The sequence below is a fragment of the Rhodoferax sp. SPJ21 genome, assembly GCF_058216335.1.
Genome location: NZ_JBYZMO010000001.1, coordinates 1183030 through 1202715, shown reverse-complemented (window position 1 = coordinate 1202715; position 19686 = coordinate 1183030). Strand labels below are relative to the sequence as shown.

Sequence of the window (19686 nt, the reverse complement as noted above, 5' to 3'; positions counted from 1 at the left end):
AACGACAAGGCACTGGACAAAAAAGCCCTGCGCGAGGCGCTGGTGGCACAACGACTGGAGATGCCTGACCGCTTAGAGCGTGCCGATTTGCTGCAAAGGGTGATGCGAATCTGGTTGGTGGGCCGTACCGACACCGTGATTGGCGCCTACTGGCCCATCAAAGGCGAGTTCGACCCCTTGCCCGCCTTGCACCGCTGGAAGGAAGACGGTGAACTGCTGGACGGCCCGCAGCTCAAGCGCATTGGCCTTCCCGTGGTCAACAAGCAGCACAAAACCATGACGTTCCACGCCTGGTACCCCGGCTGCCCTATGGAAGAAGATGCCTACGGCATTCTCAAGCCGCAGGCGACCGAGCTGGTGTTCCCCACGCTGCTATTCGTGCCCTGCGTAGGCTATGCCGCCGGTGGCTACCGCCTGGGTTATGGCGGCGGCTTTTACGACCGCATGCTGGCCAGCCTGGACCCCAAGCCTTTCACAGTGGGCCTAGGCTTTACCCAGGGTTACCTGGATGAATTTGAACCCGAGCCGCACGACGTGCCGCTGGACGCGATATTGAACGACAACGGCGTGGTCTGGCCAGCCGGCTAGCCCCGCATATCTTCGCTTTGCCTACCTGGAGCAATAGTGCCCCTGCAGGACATTCTCGACCCCCAACTCGATGCCTCTTTCAAGGGCTTCCCCCAGCACAGCCCATCGCTGCGCCGCTCGGCCATAGGCTTGCAGCACTGGAATGTGTTGGCCGGCGATCTACCTCTGCCGCTGGCCATCGTCAAGCGAGCGGAGGTGGCGCACAACCTGGCCTGGATGCAGGGCTTTGCGCGTGACCGGGGTGTGGACATGGCACCACATGGCAAGACCACCATGTCGCCCCAGCTGTTCCAGTACCAGCTGGAGGCGGGGGCCTGGGGCCTGACGTTTGCCACCGTGGGCCAGGTGCGCGCCGGTGCCGTAGCGGGTGCGCGGCGCTGCCTGATCGCCAACCAGGTGCTTACCGATGCCGACCTGAGGGGTATCAAGACCTTGCAACAGGAGTTCGCAGGTTTGCGCATAACGTTTCTGGTGGATTCTCTGGCCCAGCTGGCGCTGGTGCAGGCCTGGTACCAGACCCATCTGCCGGCTGCGCCCTTTGACGTGCTGCTCGAGATCGGCGTGCCTGGCGGCCGCACGGGTTGCCGCAACCATGCAGATGCCTTGGCGCTGGCCCAGGCCCTGCACGCGAGCCCCGCCGTACGCCTGGTCGGTATTGAATGCTACGAGGGCGGAACCCTCACCGGCAACACCGCGACCGACGCCCCCTTTGCCAAGGCCCTGATGGACCGGGTGGCGGCCATCGCCCTGGCCTGCGATACAGCGGATTGGTTTGCCGATGCCGAAGTGCTGATTTCTGCCGGCGGCTCGGCCATTTTTGACCTGATGGCCAGCCATATGCGGCCCCAGCTTTCGCGCCCGGTGCGCGCACTGTTGCGTTCGGGCTGCTATGTCACGCATGACCACGGTTTTTACCGGCGCATGGTGCATGTGGTGAACCAACGCCTTGGCTGCTCGGACGGCCTGCACCCGGCGATCGAAGTCTGGGCCACCGTGCAGTCCTGCCCTGAGCCGGGCCTGGCTATCCTGGCAGTGGGGCGGCGTGATCTGTCCTTTGACATGGATCTGCCCATGCCGATTGCCTATTGCCCACTCGGCAGCCGTGCGGTCCAGCAGGTGCCTGCGGACTGGAGCATCAGCGCCCTGAACGACCAGCACGCCTATCTGCGCTGGCAGGACGCCGGCAGCGCCCTGCTGCATGTGGGCGATCGCGTAGCCCTAGGCATTTCACACCCTTGCACCACTTTTGACAAATGGCGCTGGATGCCGGTGGTGGATGCCGACTACCAGGTTTGCGACGCGCTGGTCACCTGTTTTTGAGACCTTGAACACTAGCGCTTCAGTCGAAATGATCAGCGGTGTCCGGGTCGGGCTCGTCGCCAATCGCCTGGCGGGTCAGTTGCGCCTGTAGCTGCAACCAAGCGCAGAAGGCCTTGATCTCTGGTCGCTCGGCGCTGCGCGGGCCGACCACCATCCAGTAGGCCACGGGCGAGTCCAGCCGCATATGCGGCAGTATTTCCACCAGATCACCACTGGCCAGGCTGTCGGCAATCAGGGGCATGCGCGCCAGCGCGATACCCTGCCCGGTGAGCGCGGCCTGGGCGATCTGGTGGGCATAGTTGAAGAACATCCAGCGCTTGGGTTCTATGTGCTCCAGCTGGTGCACCTCGAACCAGCGCCGCCAAGACAGCCATTCCAGGTGGTTCGCACGGTGTGCGTCACCGGCCTCGATCAGTGCGAAATGCGCCAGATCTTCGCCGCGCGCCAGGGGCTGGCCGGTTTTCAGCAGCCAGGGACTGGCCACGGCGGTCAGCTGTTCGCCAAACATGCGCATTGCGCCCGGCGGCACCATGTCGGCTTTGGCGTAGCGCAGGGCCAGGTCCACATCGGCGGTTTCCAGGTCGATCAAGTTGTCGGTGGCGTCGATGCGGATGTCGATGTCGGGGTACTCGCTTTGGAAGGCTTCCAGCCGGGTGATCAGCCACATGGACGCGAACGAGGCCCAGGTGCTGACGGCCACGCTTTTGCGCCCGGCGCTGCGCCGGATCATGCGCACCGTGCTGTCCAGCTGCTCCAGCGCATGCGTCACGCTGCGCATCAATTGCGAGCCCGCGCCAGTCAGCTCCACGGCCCGGGTGTGGCGCAGGAAGAGGGGCACGCCGACCTCTTCCTCCAGCGCCTGGATCTGCCGGCTGACGGCCGACTGCGTCAGCGCCAGCTCTTCGGAGGCGGCGCGAAAGTTCAGGTGCCGGGCCACGGCGGTGAAGGCGCGCAGCTGGCCCACGCTGATGGGGCGGGTGCGTAAATGGGTTTGCGGTTGGAGCATGGGGTGAGTTTGCCATTCATGCGGTTTGGGAATCAATAGCCGGGGTCTATTTCATTGGACCCCTGGGCTGGCAAGAACGATGATTCATTCCCGAAACGACATTATCTGGAGTACACCATGTCTACCACCCTTGCATTGCAATCCACTCTTTCTGCGGCCGCTCTGACGGAATGCTGGAAGCTGGATGCGGGGCACGCCACCACGTTGCAACCGCGCCAGCCTGGCGTGTTCCGTGTGGCGCAGGGGAAGATTTGGGCCACTATGGACGGCCCGCACGCCGGCCACACCATGGTGCTGGGCGACCACTTCCTGGAAGCCGGCGACAGCCTGAACCTGCATGCCGGCCAGCGTCTGGTGGTGGAGACCTGGGCCCTGGGCGATGAGTCTGGCCAGGCTGGGGCCGCCTATTTCAGCTGGGAGCCCCAGACCGAGGCGGTCTGGGATGGCCGCCAGGAAGCCGCCAGCGCCGGTGCCCAGTGGCGCGGCGGCGTGGTTCAGCCGGGCCGCGACCTGGCTCTGGCCCTGCGTTCCGCCGCCACGGCTAGCGGGCGCCTGGCTATGGGTTTGGTGGGCCTGGGCGATACCTTGGTAGCCGGGCGTGGCCGCACGGCTTGATTCTGGGTGCTATTGAATATGTAGCTACTTGCGCAGGTGTTACCTACGCTGGAGGCTGATTTTCTTGATTGGCTACTTGTCTCAGATCGTGACCACGTACATTCAAAACCCCGTTCGCCCTGAGCTTGTCGAAGGGCTTGCTGATAGAGCCCTTCGACAGGCTCAGGACAGGCTCCTTCGACAGGCTCAGGACCGGCTCCTTCGACAGGCTCAGGACGAACGGTTGTGGTGACAAGCCTGAGGGAAGTCGCTAGCCAGGCTTGTTTTTTATAAATCTACCCAAGGGGCGTTGCAGCGATGCAGCGCCCTTTTTTATTTGGCGTAGGCCTTGCGCGAGCCGTCTTCAAACACCTCGTCATCGTGCAGCAGCTTGCCGTCGTCGTCCCAGTCGCGTTCCCGGCTGATGCGGCCTCGGCTGTCGTAGATGGACTCGCCCACCAGCTTGCCTTGGGTGTTGAAGGACTGGTGGGTGCCTACAGGGGTCTGGTTGTAGCGGTCGGTCTGGATGTAGCGCCCGGTGCGGGATGGCTTGCCGCTGTCGTAGAAGTCGGTTTCGTCCACGTAATTGGTGTTGCCGTCGCGGCTGTACAGCAAGCGGCTTTTGGGCTGGCCGTTCAGGTAGAAGCTGGCGTCGCTGACTGCGCGGCGTTCGGCCCACTTTTGCTCGCGCACCAGGCTGCCCCTTTCGGAGAATTCGCGCTCCAGCGTCTTGCTGGAGGTTTTGCCGTCCACTTGCCATAGGGTTTCGCGGCGCAGTACGCCGTCTTCGGCAAAGCGGCGCTCGGAGCGGGTGCCGTCCTTGGCTTCTTCCACGCGCTCGGGCTTGCCGCTGGGGTACAGGTCCTCCAGCCGCTGGCGCTGGCCGTTGGCATAGCTGGCGCGCATCTGCAGCACGCCGGCATCGTTGAACATCTCTACCTGGGCTGGTTTGCCGCCGAAGCCGCAGAGCTTGGCGTCGTCCACCAGGGGCGCCAGCAGGGGTTTGTCGCCGCAGCGCAGAGCGCGCAACTGGCCGCGTGGCGTCAGTTCGGCATAGGCCAGCTCGCCCTGGTTGCCGAGGGCGTAGTAAGTGGCGCGCATCAGGGCGCCTGTGGGGTGGTTGCGTCGTACCAGGCCGACTTCGCTGCCGTTGTCGTAGGTGGACTCGCGCAGCAGCGTGCCGTCGGGGGCGAATTCACGCACCAGGCCGTGGTTGTTGCCGCGCTCGTTGACATGGCGTTCGCGCACCAGTTTGCCGTTCTGGTAGAAGCGGTCCAGGCCCATGGAGCGGCCGTTTTGCAGCTCTTCTTCGCGCGTCAGCTGGCCGGTGTCGCGGTCCTTGCAGCGCATGATGCCGCTCTTGCCGGCGGTGGTGTTGCCGTTGTTCGGGTTGACGGATTCGCCGTTGAGTTCGCAGTCCTGGATGGCATGGGCCGCGCCAGCGCACAGCAGGGCGGCACAGGCTGCGGTGAATGAGCGTAAATGCATATGCTATTGAATCTGTAGCTGCTAGCGCAGATACTGTATGCGCCAGCAGCCTGTTTAAACCTTGGCGTCGAAGCGGAAGCTGGAGGCGGTGACACCGCCGTACATGGCGTCCTCGTGGTACACGCAGGTGGCCGGGTCGTTGTAGGCGGCACCTACGGCGACCATCAGCGGGATCAGATGCTCTTCGCGTGGGTGCGCCAGGCGGGCCGAGGGCGCGCTGGCCCAGGCCAGCAGGCGGGCTTCGCGCTCTGCCGGGGCGGCAGCCACGGTGTCTTGCAGCCAGTCGTCAAAAGCCTTGGACGGCGCGCGGGCTGCCGGGCCGAACATGCGCAGGTTGTGGTAACTCAGGCCGCTGCCGACGATCAGCACGCCCTCGTCGCGCAGCGGTGCCAGGGCCCGGCCCAGCGCCAGGTGGATGGCCGGGTCGAGACCGGTCTTCAGCGACAGCTGCAGCACCGGCACATCGGCCTGCGGGTACATCACCACCAGTGGCGAAAAAGTGCCGTGGTCGAAGCCGCGGTCCATATCCAGCCGGGCGGGCAGGCCGGCGGCGGTAACCAGGTCCACCACGCGCTGCGCCAGATCAGGCGCGCCGGGCGCGGGGTAGACCACCTTGTAGGTATGGGGCGGAAAGCCGCCGTAGTCGTACAGCATGGGCGGCTGGGCGCTGGCCATGGCGGTGAAGGCGCTTTCCTCCCAGTGGGCGGAAATGCACAACACGGCCTTGGGGGTGACACCGATCTGGCGCGGCATGTCGGCCAGCGATTCGGCCAGGACACGCATCATGGGGCGCATCTCTTCCATGTAGGGCCAGGGGCCGCCGCCATGGGAGATGAAGTAGGTGGGCAGGGTGGTGGTCATCGGGGCTTTCTGTGGGCGAAAGGCGTTTTATAGCGCAGCCGCGTGCCCGCTGCAGGAATTCCCTGCGAAGAGGCCTTTCAGATTTTCATTTGCTATCTTATTAATAGCTGCTGGCGCAGGTATTAATTGCGCCAGAGGCCGATTTGGCTTAGATCAAGCAGTAGGCGCCTCGGACAGCACACGCAGCGCCGGCAGGCTGGGGAACATGGTGTACAGCGTGCCGCGCGTCGTGATGAACGGTGTGAAGCCGGTCAGTGGCTTGTTGACGCCGCCGGCTACGGGAATGTCGTACTGGCCGCCGTCGCCTTCGTGGTTGCCAATCAACGGGTCTTTGGCTGTGCCCTGGATGCCGGTGCCAAACGGGTTCTTGTTGCCCCACTCGGACACCAGGTGCTCGAACTGGTCTTCCAGGCTGGCGCAGAAGAACAGGCCGAGCAGACCACGGTCGCTGTCGGCCCCGCCACCTGCTGGGCCGTAGGGAATGCCCCGGCGCAGCAGCGGCCGGCGGCGGAACGGCACGACCGGATCGGCGCGTGGGTTCATGCGCCGGATGTGCGCGCCAAAGGGGCAGCCCAGGCCCTGCTTGTCGGCCGAGAAGTCGAAGTCGTTCAGCTCGGCGTTCGTTTGCGGCGAGTGGTCCGGCCCGGGCTGGTTAGGTGAGCTTTCGTCCAATACCCTGCCGTCGTGCCAGCGGCCCAGCAGCTTGGCGCGCACGTAGTCGGCTGAGGGTGCATCGCTGGCGGCTTTGTCCACGAAGGACTCGAAGGCCGCCGTGTCCTGCGCCATCTTGCGGAACACCGAGAAGCTGCCGTTCACAAAAAACTGGCGCACCGCTTCGTCTTCGCTGCTGAGCAGCCAGCGGTTATAGCCCTCATCGTTCTCGTGGCCCAGCAGGAACTCGCCCGGCGCGTGGAACCGCGGCGCAATCTTCAGTTCGGCATAGTGGGCGGCATGTGCGTGCAGGCCGTTGACCAGCGGGTTGGTGATGCCGTCCAGGTAGCCGAAGTGGATGCGGCGCTTCTTGCGGTCGTGGTTCAGGTGGCTGCCCTGGAAGGCGGCGGTCCAGCCTTCTGGCGCAAACGCGTCGCCGGCCAGTTGTTGCAGCGTGGTTTGCGCCTGGTCCAGCTCTGCCAAGGTGTCGGCATGCAGGGTCAGAAACAGGTGGGCGGTGTTGGGGCGAAAGCTACCCTCCCACAGCTCGGCAGCGCTGGGGCCTGTGTCGGCCAGGCGGTGCGCTGCGCGCCGGTAGGCACCCTCTGCAAAGGCCGGAGCCCGGTCCTGGAAGGCGCGCAGGTACACCGAGGGTAGCTGTAGCTGCTGCAGGCCTTTGAAGGTAAAGCCTATGCCGACCGGGCAGCGCTGCTCGGCCTTCAGTCGCGCGGCGGCGGCACGCGAGGCGGTGGCCGAAACGACCCAGCCGCCGTCCAGCAGCGCACGCAGGAATTGCCGCGCCGCACCGACCTGGGTGATGCTGAGCACACAGTAGCGGCTGTGGTGGAAGTCGTAGCCATTGGCCACGATGTTCTGGATGTGGGCTTTCTCAAGCCGGGCGGTGTGCGGCATTTAGCGGACCTCCGGGCTGGCGTTGATGTCGGCCACGGTGCGCATCGGGTAGGCGCTGTAGAAATAGCGCCCGGCGGGCTGCTTGTTGTGCAGGCGGATCGCGTCGATGAATTCCTTGGGGAATTCGGCCACCGGCAGCGGCGGCGCGTTTTCGATGTGCTCGAACAGCAGGTCGAACAGCGGGCCGATCTGCAGCGCAAAGTGCTCGATGTAGGCGTCGAAGTCGCCGTCGAAAATCGTGTGCAGCACCAGTTTGCTGTCGTTCTCCAGAAACTCGAAAAACGCGAAGTGCACATGCCGCGCCTGCTGCAGTCGCAGCTCGATGCGCGGCGCGCCGTAGACGATGATTTGCTTCAACGCCTCGGCGTGCACGGCCAGCGGCTTCTTGATCTCCATCACCACGTTCAGCGACTGCTGGATGACGCGCTTGTCTACTGTGTACTGCAGCGGGAATCTGCTGCAGTTGAAGCCCCAGTGCTTTTGCAGCGTGTTCGGTTCGCCAGTGGTCGGGTCCAGCGTTTGCGCCAGGCCGGGCAGCAGCAGCACCTGTTGCACCACCTGGGCCACCAGCGGCATGGCGATGTATTTGCCCAGGCACTGGTGCAGGTGGTCGCCGGGGTCGCCGCCGAAGATCAGCGGATCGTCTTTGGTGGCCGTGGGGCGGAAGTCGTGCGGATGCGGCTGGCCGTCGTCGCGCGTGGCGGCACCCATGGCCAGGATGACGAGCGAGCCGGCCGGGACGCGCAGGCCGTCCGCGTCGCCAAAGGGGTTGTCCTTCAGCACCCGGCGCGGCAGGAAGGGCGCGGGTGGCTGCAGGCGCAGCGCTTCCAAAATCAGCGCGCTGAATGCATTCTGGGCACCGGCATCGGCCGGGTTCTGCGCAGCACGCAATGCTGCGGCTTGGGCCAGTGGCATCTGGTGCAGCGTGAAGAATTGGCTGATGGCGATGCTGACGCTGGCCTGCACATTGCCGATGATGCCGGCGATGGAGCCGACCACGATGGCCGCCAGCTCGGTGCCCGAATACTGCGCCGCAGTGCGTGCCAGCCGTGGCAGGATGGGTTCGAAATCTTTCAGCAGCAGCGCGCCTTGCGGCGGGAAGGCAAAGGTTTGCAGGTCTTTCAGCTCTTGCTGCAGAGTAGCAACTTCGTCCTGCTCTTTTTTACCGATGGCTTTCTGGTATTGGTCGATCAGCTGGCCCACGCGCACCAGCAGCATGCCCATGGCACCCGAGGCCTGGGGCACGGCGAACGGATTGGCGACAAAGTGGCGGGCAAACATCTGGTAGCTCATGCCGTTATAGGCCAGGCGCATGGTCTGTTCCAGCAGGCCTATGTCGGACTGGGCAAAGCCGAACAGGAAGCCGACAAAGCGCAGTGCGGCCTGTTCGCTCAAATAGGCTAGGTCGAATTCGCGGGTCTTTAGCGGCAGTACCGAAGCCGCCTGGTAGGCCAGCGCAGACAGCGCGGCGATGGTGCGGCCATCGTATTTGAATGCGCTCATTGCAAACTGGCGCTGGGCCTTGTGTTCGTCGGTGGCAGGCGTGGGCTGGTCTTTGTCCAGGCCCAGCATGAAGGTGCCGCTGCCCAGGGCCAGGTAGGGCGAGTTGCTAAAAAACGAGGTGTTGGTCAGCGCCTGCTCGATGTGTGCGCGTTGCGAGAGCAGGTAGACCTGCTGGTGGTAGACCGAGTCCCCGGCGTCGCTGGCGTGAATCTTGGTGTCGGCGCAACTTGTGAACTGCAGCACGCGCGGGGTCTGTAGCAGCTCCTGGTACAACGCGGCACGCTGTTGCTCGTCACTGAGCCAGGAGAAAAGCAGGCGGTTTTGTTGGAAGGCCGAGATCTGCGCGTCGTCAAAGGCGGCGAGTAGTGGGGTGGTGGGGGGCATGCGGGCTCCGTGGGTGACTGGTTGCCCATTCACCGACTGCGAGCTTCAAGCGGTGGCGAAGGGGTCGTATTCGGCTGGCAACAAAGGCTCCAGCAAAGCCCCAGCAACCTGCACGTCGCGAGTGTAGAAACCTTCTGATACGACGTCATACTCAGTTTTAAGTATGTTTTTTGCCTCTGTATGTTGGCCTTGTGCTATGCACAGCTTTGACAGGCTGGTGGCGCAGCGCAGTGCTGCGGCCCGGTGCTGGCGATTGCGGGCAAAGTCCAGCGCGCCTTGTAGCCATTGCTCGGCTTCCTGGTACCTGTTCTGTCCGTGCAGGCCAGCGGATTGCAGCAGCAACTCGCCCGTGAGCCGGCGAATTTCGGCCTCGTGGTAATGCTCCTGGTATTGGCAGACGATCTCGAACGCCTGGTACAGCAGAGCCAGGCCTTCATCGGGTTTGCCGGCCAGTGCCAGTCCTTCGGCCTGCATGGCCAGGTACAGCGGACGGGTAACGACGGCGCCGGTGGAGACCCACATGCGGTAGGCCTGCTGCATTTCTGCCACGCCGGCCTCGGGGTCGCCCAGCTCGGCCAGCAGGCGGCCATGCAGCAAGGTGGAATACGCGAGCCAGACGGCGAATCCGCCTTCCTGGCAGATGCTTTTGGCCTGCTTGGCGCAGTGCATCGCTTCGGTAATTTCACCCCGGAACAGGTGTATCGATGCACAAAAGGCAAATGCCTCGCCCATGCTGAATTTGTGGCCGAGTTGTTCGGCCAGGGCGACTGCCTGCCGTGCCCGCTCCAGCGCCTGGTCAGCCAGGCCGAGTTCCCATACGGCCCAAGCGGAATAGCACAGGCTCATGATGCCGGGGTCTTGCACCACGCTGGGGTGGTGCTGTAGCTGTCGGTAGCCGGTGAGGCAGGCGTCCAGGTGCGCGAGGGAGGCCACAAAGTCGCCCTTGTGGAACAGGATGTTGCCTGCCGCCCATTGCACCTGGATTTTGCGCATGGGGTCGGCAGCCTCGCCGATCAGGTTTGCGGCCTGTTGGGCAATTTCATGCGCACGGTTAAAGTCCGCGCGCATGAAGTGGTAGCCCTCCAGTCCGAGCAGGGTTTTCATTTGCGCGGTTTCATCGCCAACGCGCTGGCAGAGTTCGGCTGCGCGTTCATAGGCGTGCCCTACCTGGTCGGCTCCATAGCCGTGGGTGGCGATGAGTTGGCCTGCCAGCAGCAGCTGCAGCCGTAGCTCCGCACGGTCACGTTCGGATACTGGCGGTAGCCGCAGCAAAACGGCCAGGCCGCTGCGCAAGTGGTTGATGGCTTCCAGATGGGCCGAGCGGGTGGCGGCGCGGCGGGCGGCCCGCTCCCAGTATTCCAGTGCCTGCGCATCGTTGCCCGATTGCGCGAAGTGGTGGGCCAGCAACTCGGGCTGGCTTTGCGCCAGGTCCTGGAATTGCTCGCGCACAACGTTGGCGATGGTGCGGTGCAGGCGCTTGCGGTCGCGCTCCCATAGGGATTCATAGGCCGCATCGCGCACCAGCGCATGCTTGAAGTAGTAGTGGGTGCCCGCAGCGTCGTTCGTCTCAATCACCAGCCCGGAGCGCACTAACGCTGCCAGGCGTGCGGGCAGGTCATGCAGTCCGATGGGGGAGGTTTCGTGTGCCACGATGGCCTGCAGCAGTGGCAGCGAGAACTCGCGTCCTATGGTGGCGCCCACCTGCGCAACCTGCTTGGCGGTGGCCAGCCGATCCAGCCGCGCCATCAGCAGGTCGTGGATGGTGGCGGGCACGGTGAAGCGTGCTGCCATGGCCGCATCATGGCTGTGGGCCTGAACCCCCAGGTCCATCACCATGCGGGCCGATTCTTCGATGAACAGGGGGACACCATCGGCCTTGGCGGCCAAGAGTTGCACCATTTCTCCAGGTACGGCGGAGGGCCCGCAGGCGCCGAGAATCATGGCCCGCGTGGATTCGGGTGACAAGCCTTTGAGTGGAATCTCGTGCACCGCAAAGCCGGTGTCCGGTACCGGGGACTGCTCGGTACGCAGGGTAAGCAGTACCAGCAGGGGGCGCTGCGCCGCCTCGGCCATGGCGCGGTGTAGAAATTCACGTGTAGATGGGTCCACCCACTGCAGGTCTTCCATCAGCAGGCAGACCGGGCCCCGCTGTGTGGCATGCAGCAGCCAGGCCACCAGTACGTCCAGCGTACGTTCGCGTTGCTTTTCTTTGGTATAGGACAGGGCAGCCAGTCTGCCGTCCATCGGAATCGAAAGCAGTGCGGCGATCAGAGCCTGGGCATCGGTCTGCAAAAGGTTTTCGGGCAGATGCGCATGGATCTTGTGGAGCTTGCTGTCCGGCGACTCTTCATCCGCGATGCGCAGCTGGCGGCGCAGAAAGTCGATCAAAGGGTGGAATGTGCTGTGCACATGGTCTGGCGTGCAGCGGCATTCCAGTACCGCCAATTTGCGGGCTTGCAGCGAACGGCGAAACTCACTGGCCAGACGTGATTTACCAATGCCAGCCTCGCCCGACACCATTACGGCACGTACGCCTTGGCTATTGATTTCACTCCAGTGCTGTTTCAGTGCACTGAGTTCTGCATTGCGGCCTACAAAAGGGGTGCGCCGTGGCGCGGACTCCTGAGCCACCTGGCTGCCATTGGGCACTTCGCTGACCACGCGGTAGGCTGCAGTGGCGGGGGCAAATCCCTTGAGTGGTGGCAGGCTGGTGAGCTGCTCAAAGATGAATTTTTCTTTGACAATTTGCCGTGTTGAATCGCTTGCAACCATGGTGTTGGGCTGGGCGACGGACTGCAGCCGTGCGGCCAGGTGCAAGGAAACGCCAAAAGGCTGGCCAGACCGCACCACCACATTGCCGGTTACCACACCAAGCCGTACCTGTACCCCTAACTGGGTGACGGTTTGCAGGATTTCCAGCCCGGCGCGCAGTGCGCGTGCCACCGAATCTTCGTAGGCCAAAGGTACGCCGAAGTAGCACATGATGCCGTCATCGCCCTGGGGGGTGTCCGAAATACCCCCCCAGCGCGACACCACGCCTGCGCATACCGTGTGGTAGGTGTCCAGCACTTCGCTGTACCGTTCGGCCCCCCAGGTGTCCAGCAGGTGGGTAGATCCCACCAGGTCGCAGGACACGGCCGTGACTTGGCGCAGGTTGTCGTCCAGGCCTGCGCGCTCCATGGAAGGGTGCAGAACCAATGCGGCATCGCCGTACAGCGCACAGGTCCACGGGGGGGCTTCTGTGGAAGTCTGCTGGTGGGGGCGGTTATGCCGTGCATGCTGCACGGCTGCCCCAAGCGTACTGCCCTGGGCCAAGGCTTGGTAGAAAGCCCGCATGCCGTCAATATGCAGTGTTGTTTCGTCTACATCCTGGTGTATCAGTACGTTGGCGCCATGCCTCAGCATGTTGATATGGCTGCTGCCACAGCTGGATATCCAAAGTTGCGCTGCGTTGCCGGCTTCCTGGTGATCAGATGTTACGTGGAGGGTGTCGCCCGAGCCTATGCTGTGCACCACGTCGCTGTCATGCACGAGCTTGAGCAAGCTGGTGGGTTCGACGGTTTGGGTGTGTACCAGCGTGGCTTCCAGGCCCTCGATAAAGAGAATGCTTTCAGCCAGCGTTGCACAGTACGCTTCTTGGGCGGGCGTGCAGTGCGGCCTTTGCAGCAGGAGGACGCGCAGAGACTCCCTGCGCGGCGCTGCGCGACTTGGGCGCTTGGGGGGGGCGCCGGACAGCACGCGGCGGGTGATCTGGAATTTTTCACCTAAGAACTGCTTGCCATCAAAAGCCATTTCCCATGGAATGGCCAACAGGCTTTCATCTAGTTGCAGATAAATGGCTCGTGATGCGCTATGTTGCAAGACGTTTCGTATTCTTGCTGGGAATAGTTGTTCGAATAGGATTGCGCCCTGCGTGAATGGATGGCCCTTCGAGGCCTGCAGGGTGCGTATTTGCTCATCGTTGATGGAGCAGCTGGCGATATGCCCCATGGCTTGTGCATCAGACAGCGCCATGGACAGTTGAGTGCCGTCCACCACCACCGTCAGGGTGAGCGTGGGGGCGGCGTCTGCTGCGTGCACGGGTGCTCCTGTCGGGGTGAGCATCAGGAAATGTATCCGGCCCGCTCTGGCAGTACCAGGGTGACGTCGGAGGTGGGGTAGGCCACGCAAGGCAGGATGTAGCCATCACGCTTTTCTTCTGCACTCAGGCCCGGCCAGGCGATGCGGTACCGGACGCCGCCGCTGGCCACGCGGCAAATGCAGGTTCTGCAGGTGCCGTTACGGCAGGAGTTGGCCATCAGCAGGCCCGCATGCTCGGCTGCGACCAGCAGGGGCAGATCTGGCGGTGCATCAAAACCACTTTCTGCGGGTAGCAATAGGGCGCTGAAACAAATGGTATCTTGCTGCATGGTGTGGCCAAGTTTAGTCGTAGCTTTCCGTCAAAAGCCTGGGTGACTAGCTTTTGCGGCGACAATCCCTCTCCCCTGAAATGTTTTCGCTCTCTGGGCTACAGGCCCAATCTATTCTTTTCGTTCTCTTCCCATGACCAGTTCATACATTTTCGATGTGCGCCCCGCAGTTTTGCGCGAAGCCCAGGACATCGCCAATCTCCACGTTATTGCGACGGCCGCCGCCTACAAGGGGCTGGTGCCTGATGAGCACCTCAACACCATGCCCAGTGCCAAACGCCTGAATCTCTGGCGTGAGGCCATCGAATATGGAGATCCGCAGGTGCAAGTTGCACTGGACGGTGAGACTATCGTAGGTTTTGTCGGCTTTGACCGCTCCCGCGACAAGGGCACCAAGAACACCGTGGGTGAAGTTTGGTCTATTTACGTGGCCCCCAGCCATTGGGACAAAGGTGTAGGCCTGGCTTTGTGGGATGCCGCACGTGAGGCCTTGGTAGACGAGGGCTGCACCACCGTCACCATCTGGATTCCATTGCGCAACGAAAGAGCTTTGCGCTTTTTTGACTTGGCTGGCTTCAAGCGGGAACTCAATACCGCCAAGACCGTGCCCATGGGTGACATCAAAATCGAGGAAATTCGCCTCAAACGCGCCTTGGATTGATGCCGCGCTGTGTTGTGCGCCTGGTGCCAGCAGCAGATGGACGCAACACATAGGTCACCACCGTGCTGGTAGGGCTTGCAAAAGAGTGATCTGGCGCTTGTCTACCCGCACGTAGCCACCGGTTTCCAGGTCTTTCAAGATTCGGCTCACCATCTCTCGGCTGCAGCCGGCCCGGCTGGCAATTTCCTGGTGCGTGATGCGTTCTGCTATCAGCAAGGTTCCGTCTGCTTGTTGCGTGGCCAGGCCTTGCAGGCATTGCACCAGGCGTCCATACACGTCGACAAAAGCCAGATTGCGTGCACTATTGGTTGCCATGCGGGCTCGGCGGATCACTTTGGACAGCAGATCCAACGCGAATTCGGGGCGTGTAGCAATGAAGGCCAACAAGGTTTTTCGCGTTACCAGCGCGCAGGCTGTGGCCTCCATGGTCACCACGCTGGCCGACCGGGCGCCCCCATCCAGTGCCATTTCACCGAAGTAATCGCCTGGGCCTATCACGTCAAACGTGATTTCCTTGTCGTTATCGTCCGTGCAAAAAACCTTAACCCGCCCATCCACCACAACGAACAAGGTGTCGCCGGTGTCTGCCTCATGGATCAGGATGGTCCCTTTGCGATAGCGCCGGACTTCGCCCAGGGGCACCAACTCCCGCACCAACTCCGGCATGGAGTTGTCGCTGCAGAAAGTTTCAGTCAGGGTATCGATTGCGGGTTTCATGGATAGACGGCTGCGTACTGCGTACGCGCCAGTCTATGCCATAGGTATGCGCAGAGTCACATTCGGATACACACTTGTGTGTCCGAATGTATCAAATTTTCTTGAGTTAATGCTGCAATGCTGTCATGTGGCGCGCCATGGGCGGCAGGATGGACACGGTCTCTACCAGTTGGCGGATGGTATCGCAGCGGGTTTTTACCCGAATACTGCGTAACTGGCTGCGAACGGTAGATATCTGCACGCCATGGCGTTCGGCGATCTGCGTGGGGCGCATGCCACTGCAAACCGATGCCAGCACATTGCTTTCAGCACTCGTGAGCCCGCGCTCGCGCGCAAACAGCGCGATTGTGGAGCTGTCGCAGAGCTGTTGCTTTGCAAATACCAGCAAGGCGAAGGGGCCTGCACCGGGTGCTGTCAGTGGGACTACGGCTACGCTGGTAGTGCAGTCTTCGCCACCCAGGCTGATCAGCGCGCGTACGCCGGATTGGGCACGCAGCAGGGCGTGTTCCAGTTGGGCTTCGTCGGAGTTGAGTAAGGTAGTTAAGCGACCATCCGCAATGCATAGCCCGCTGCGTGCACTGCCGGTGCCTTGCAGGCTGCTATAGGCGAGCCGGTTAGAGAAGCGGATTTGCCGCGTCACCATGTGGACCAGTGCCAGGCCGTAGTCCATTTGTTCCAGCACGCATTGCATCAGTACCAGGGCGTCTGGTGACGAAGCTGCTGCGCTGGACAGGGGCTCATCCACATAGCTGAGGTTGTCGGTGATGGAGTCAGAAAAATCGGTATGCAGCATGGCGTTATCCCTCAAGCCTGTTGTTCCCGCGAAATGCAGTTTGGTGGAGCGTGTTGCAACGCACAACAGTATTGAGTTGAAGGATAGGCAATCAGGCTGTTTTTAGGTGGGTACTTTGCCAGCCGAATTTTGTGACGCATGCACCAAAATTCGGTTTGCCATTCAGCCCTGGGTAGACAACTCCCGCAGCAATTTGGCGTATCCAGCCAGCCAGCGGGCCGCAGCGGTGCGCTGGGCGGGCGTGGTGCTGTTGTGCAAGGCGGCGATGTTTTGGCAGTCTTGCTGGCGCAGTGCTTCTGTGTATGTAAGGTCTGCGGGCGTGCTTGGGAGCAGGCTGCGAGCCAACAAATCATGGATGGCGCTGCGTGCATCAGGGCCACGGGCCGATTGGCGCAGTGTTTGCAGCATATCGGCCTGGCGGCGCAGGCGCTCTGCGTGCGTGCGCTGCGGGTCGAACAAAGATTGTTCTGATTGCTGACGCAGCAGTGCTTTCTGTGCCGTGTCCATGCGTCCGTAGACGGTTTCGGCGCGTTCCAGTACGGTGTCCAGGCGCTTGGCCTGAAGCTCGGCCGGCTCCAGGGACAGCCACTCCTTGCGGTAGTCGGCGTTCTTGTCGGCAAACTTGCGCTCCAGATGTTGTAGTTGCGCCGGGTTCAGGCTTTGGGCCAGGGTGGTTGCCGCGCCTTCGGTCGAGGACACCAGAGCCATCGCAAAGCTGCGTAGCTGCTGGCCTGCAGCGCAGACCTGTTCAGGCGTGGTGTCCTGTGCGGCCTGGCCCTGGAGTTGCTGAAGCCAGTCGGCGTAGATGGGCAGTTGCTGCTGGCGCTGGATGCGCTGCAGTGCACGCAGGTCTTCGCGTACCTGCTGCGCCTGGGTCTTGTCCAGATCCACATAGCCGTTCAGCCACCAGACGCCCAGATGCTCGCCCTGGTTGTAGGCCAGCTTCAGGCTGGTGCAGCCGGACAGCAGAATGCCAACCAACAACAGGCTGATAATCCCAATCCATTTACCTTTGAAGAAGCAAGACATGGCAGAAATTGACGTAGTCATCATGGCAGCGGGCAAAGGCACCCGCATGAAAAGCAAGCTGCCCAAAGTGTTGCACTCTTTGGCCGGGCGTGCGTTGCTGGCCCATGTTGTCCACACCGCCAGCAGTCTGCAGCCCCGCAATGTGGTGGTTATCACCGGCCATGGTGCTACAGAAGTTGAAGCGGCCAGCGCAGGATATACCGGCGCTGGCGATACTTTTTCTATAAATTTTGCACGCCAGGAGCCACAGCTGGGTACGGGCCATGCGGTGCAGCAGGCGCTGCCTCAGCTGGCCGATGACGGCGTGGTGGTGATTTTGTCGGGCGACGTACCACTGACCCAGGCCGACACCTTGCGCCAGCTGATTGCAGTGGGCGCTGGCAGCAAGCTGGCCCTGCTGACGGTGGAGCTGACCAACCCAACCGGCTACGGCCGCATCGTGCGCAACGGGGATGCGGTGCTGGCCATCGTCGAGCACAAGGACGCTACGGACGAACAGCGCGCCATCGGCGAGATTTACAGCGGCATCATGGCCGTGCCCGCCGCGCATCTGCGCACCTGGCTGGGCCGCTTGGATAACCGCAATGCCCAGTCCGAGTACTACCTGACCGACATCGTCAAGATGGCCGTGGCCGATGGCGTGCCGGTAGTGGCGCACAAGATCAGCGACGAGCTGCAGGTCGCTGGCGTCAACAGCCCGGTGCAGCTGGCCGAGCTGGAACGCGCTTACCAGCGGCAGCAGGCGCTATCACTCATGGAGCAGGGCGTCCGCCTGGCCGACCCAGCGCGGCTTGATGTGCGCGGTAGCCTGCAGTGCGGGCAGGACGTGTCAATTGACGTGAACTGCGTGTTTGAAGGCCAGGTCAGCCTGGGCGAAGGCGTGCGCATAGGCGCCAACTGCGTGATCGCCAACGCCCAGATCGCCGCGGGCGCGGTGATCCACCCGTTCACCCATATCGATGGTGAAAAGCTGGGTGTTTCGGTAGGGCCCGGCTCCTTGATCGGCCCGTTCGCCCGGTTGCGCCCGGGTGCCCAGCTGGGTGCCGAGGTGCATATCGGCAACTTTGTAGAGGTGAAGAACTCCACCCTGGCCAACGGCGCCAAGGCCAACCATCTGGCCTACCTGGGGGACGCCACCGTGGGTGAGCGCGTCAACTATGGCGCCGGCAGCATCACCGCCAACTACGACGGCGCCAACAAGCACCGCACGGTGATTGGCGACGACGTGCATGTGGGCAGCAACTGCGTGCTGGTTGCGCCCATCACCATCGGTGCGGGCGGTACGGTGGGCGGTGGTTCTACCCTGACCAAGGATGCCGCGCCCGGCGTGCTCAGCGTGGCGCGTGGCCGCCAGGTAGCGATTACCAACTGGAACCGTCCGAAAAAGGCCAAACCTTGAGCGGGGCCGACGCCACCATCGCTGATCTGCAAGCCTGCCTGCAACGTAGCGAAGCGCACAACGCCGCGCTGCAGGCTGAGCTGGAGCGCTTCGCCTATACCGTGTCTCACGACCTGCGGGCTCCGCTGCGCCATATCACCGCTTACGCGCCACTGGTGCGCGAGATGCTGGCCGAGGGCGAAGACCCTGCGCAATGCCTGGATACGTTGGAGCAAGCGGCGCGCAATATGGCCCGCATGCTGGACGCCGTGCTGGAGCTGTCCCGCCTATCGCGTGTGGCCGTGCAGCCGGTCGTGCTGCCCATGGCCGCGCTGGTCGCCGAGGCCCAGCGTGCACTGGCAACTGCGGCGGCCGGCCGCCAAGTGGAGTGGCAGCTGCCCGACAGCTGGCCCGAGGTGCATGGCGACCCCGCACTCATACGCCAGTTGTGGCAGCAGCTTTTGTCGAATGCGCTGAAGTTCACCCGATCGCGTGCTTTGGCGCAGATTGCGCTGGGCTGGGAGCTGCAGGATGGTATGTTGGCGTTTTGGGTGCGCGACAACGGCGTGGGTTTCAACCCTGCGGCCAGCGGATCCATGTTTGACCTGTTCCAGCGCCTGCACACCACGTCGGAGTTCGAGGGCGCAGGTGTGGGCCTGGCTTTGGCGCGCCAGATCGTGCTGCGCCATGGCGGCAGCATCCATGCGGAAGGCGTGCTGGATGGCGGCTGTACCCTGCGTTTCACCCTGCCTGGTTAGGGCGCGATAATGTTTCGCAGAGTGCCACTACCCGCCACATATTTTTCCAACTGAGAACCGACCATGAAAAAAACCATCCTTGCGGTAACTTTGCTGGCTGCAGCTGCTTTGGCGCAGGCGGAAATTAGCCCAGCCAAGCAAGAGCTGATCAACAAGGTGTTGCAGCTGCAACAGCCCACGCTGGACCAGATGTCGCGCCAATTGGCCGAAGGGGATGCCCTGCGTTTGATGCAGAACGCCATGTCGGTGATCCAGTTCAAGGTACCGCCTGAAAAGCGCGAAGCCCTGGCCAAGGACGTGCAAGGCGATGTGAAGAAATACGTGGACGATGTGCGTCCCATGCTGCGCGACCGTCTGACCAAGCTCGCACCTAGCGCCGTCGGCCCACTGCTGGATGGTCGCTTCAGCGAAGACGAGTTGCGTCAGCTGATTGCGGTGCTGGATTCGCCCGTGTTACGCAAGTATTCGCAGATGGCGCCAGACCTGAACAAGGCGATATTCGAGAAGATTTCCGCCGACAGCAAGAGCCAGATCGAGACCAAGCTGCGCGCGCTGGATGCGGCCATCGTCAAGCGCCTGAGCGCTGTGGGCGTCATGGGCGCTGCACCTGCCGCCAGCAAATAAGGCCTAGGCA

General features: G+C 62.7%; 17 protein-coding genes. 7 read left to right on the top strand and 10 right to left on the bottom strand.

Annotation, left to right across the window (positions count from 1 at the left end; all coding sequences use genetic code 11):
* Positions 1-12 precede the first annotated feature (12 nt).
* A complete protein-coding gene (locus tag AC4BBN_RS05445; RefSeq protein ID WP_490591393.1) occupies positions 13-588 on the top strand; it encodes a 5-formyltetrahydrofolate cyclo-ligase in 576 nt (191 codons plus the stop codon).
* Between the two features lie 33 nt (positions 589-621).
* A complete protein-coding gene (locus AC4BBN_RS05440) occupies positions 622-1908 on the top strand; it encodes an alanine racemase (RefSeq protein WP_490591392.1) in 1287 nt (428 codons plus the stop codon).
* Positions 1909-1927: 19 nt separating this feature from the next.
* Here AC4BBN_RS05440 and AC4BBN_RS05435 read toward each other — a convergent pair whose 3' ends face one another.
* On the bottom strand, positions 1928-2914 hold the full coding sequence (locus AC4BBN_RS05435; protein ID WP_490590931.1) for a LysR substrate-binding domain-containing protein: 987 nt from the start codon (positions 2912-2914) through the stop codon (positions 1928-1930).
* Between the two features lie 117 nt (positions 2915-3031).
* Here AC4BBN_RS05435 and AC4BBN_RS05430 point away from each other — a divergent pair, with 117 nt between their 5' ends.
* Complete coding sequence (locus AC4BBN_RS05430) at positions 3032-3529, top strand: DUF2917 domain-containing protein (protein ID WP_490590930.1); 498 nt, start codon at positions 3032-3034, stop codon at positions 3527-3529.
* 312 nt (positions 3530-3841) lie between these two features.
* Here the strand turns inward: AC4BBN_RS05430 and AC4BBN_RS05425 are convergent, their stop codons facing one another.
* The 6 genes from AC4BBN_RS05425 to AC4BBN_RS05400 all read right to left on the bottom strand — a co-directional run bounded on the left by AC4BBN_RS05425 (position 3842) and on the right by AC4BBN_RS05400 (position 13716).
* Positions 3842-4996, bottom strand: a complete 1155-nt coding sequence (locus tag AC4BBN_RS05425) for a toxin-antitoxin system YwqK family antitoxin (RefSeq protein WP_490590929.1) — start codon at positions 4994-4996, stop codon at positions 3842-3844.
* 54 nt (positions 4997-5050) lie between these two features.
* The gene (locus AC4BBN_RS05420) at positions 5051-5857 is read right to left on the bottom strand and encodes a DODA-type extradiol aromatic ring-opening family dioxygenase (RefSeq protein WP_490590928.1); all 807 of its coding nucleotides are present in this window, start codon (positions 5855-5857) and stop codon (positions 5051-5053) included.
* Between the two features lie 153 nt (positions 5858-6010).
* Complete coding sequence (locus AC4BBN_RS05415; RefSeq protein ID WP_490590927.1) at positions 6011-7420, bottom strand: hypothetical protein; 1410 nt, start codon at positions 7418-7420, stop codon at positions 6011-6013.
* Positions 7421-9307, bottom strand: coding sequence for a cytochrome P450 (locus AC4BBN_RS05410; RefSeq protein WP_490590926.1), 1887 nt, complete (start codon positions 9305-9307; stop codon positions 7421-7423). It abuts the gene before it with no gap.
* A gap of 45 nt (positions 9308-9352) precedes the next feature.
* Positions 9353-13387, bottom strand: a complete 4035-nt coding sequence (locus AC4BBN_RS05405) for an ATP-binding protein (protein WP_490590925.1) — start codon at positions 13385-13387, stop codon at positions 9353-9355.
* Between the two features lie 23 nt (positions 13388-13410).
* The gene (locus AC4BBN_RS05400; RefSeq protein WP_490590924.1) at positions 13411-13716 is read right to left on the bottom strand and encodes a 2Fe-2S iron-sulfur cluster-binding protein; all 306 of its coding nucleotides are present in this window, start codon (positions 13714-13716) and stop codon (positions 13411-13413) included.
* A gap of 133 nt (positions 13717-13849) precedes the next feature.
* On the opposite strand from AC4BBN_RS05400, the gene AC4BBN_RS05395 reads away from it, so the two are divergent.
* Positions 13850-14377, top strand: coding sequence for a GNAT family N-acetyltransferase (locus AC4BBN_RS05395; protein ID WP_490590923.1), 528 nt, complete (start codon positions 13850-13852; stop codon positions 14375-14377).
* 54 nt (positions 14378-14431) lie between these two features.
* Here AC4BBN_RS05395 and AC4BBN_RS05390 read toward each other — a convergent pair whose 3' ends face one another.
* From AC4BBN_RS05390 to AC4BBN_RS05380, 3 genes are all read right to left on the bottom strand, one after another.
* The gene (locus AC4BBN_RS05390) at positions 14432-15094 is read right to left on the bottom strand and encodes a Crp/Fnr family transcriptional regulator (RefSeq protein WP_490590922.1); all 663 of its coding nucleotides are present in this window, start codon (positions 15092-15094) and stop codon (positions 14432-14434) included.
* Positions 15095-15200: 106 nt separating this feature from the next.
* Positions 15201-15887: a helix-turn-helix transcriptional regulator gene (locus AC4BBN_RS05385; protein ID WP_490590921.1), complete on the bottom strand. Its 687-nt coding sequence runs from the start codon at positions 15885-15887 to the stop codon at positions 15201-15203.
* A gap of 162 nt (positions 15888-16049) precedes the next feature.
* Positions 16050-16916 (bottom strand): DUF6279 family lipoprotein, encoded by an 867-nt coding sequence (locus AC4BBN_RS05380; RefSeq protein WP_490590920.1) that lies wholly within the window; start codon positions 16914-16916, stop codon positions 16050-16052.
* Here AC4BBN_RS05380 and glmU point away from each other — a divergent pair.
* The 3 genes from glmU (at position 16915) to AC4BBN_RS05365 (ending at position 19676) form a co-directional block, all read left to right on the top strand.
* Entirely contained in the window at positions 16915-18315 is a 1401-nt protein-coding gene (gene glmU, locus AC4BBN_RS05375; protein ID WP_490590919.1) for a bifunctional UDP-N-acetylglucosamine diphosphorylase/glucosamine-1-phosphate N-acetyltransferase GlmU, read from the top strand. The genes AC4BBN_RS05380 and glmU overlap by 2 nt on opposite strands.
* On the top strand, positions 18312-19052 hold the full coding sequence (locus AC4BBN_RS05370) for a sensor histidine kinase (protein ID WP_490590918.1): 741 nt from the start codon (positions 18312-18314) through the stop codon (positions 19050-19052). The genes glmU and AC4BBN_RS05370 overlap by 4 nt, the downstream gene beginning before the upstream one ends.
* Positions 19053-19115: 63 nt before the next feature.
* Entirely contained in the window at positions 19116-19676 is a 561-nt protein-coding gene (locus tag AC4BBN_RS05365) for a DUF2059 domain-containing protein (RefSeq protein ID WP_490590917.1), read from the top strand.
* Positions 19677-19686: the final 10 nt, after the last annotated feature.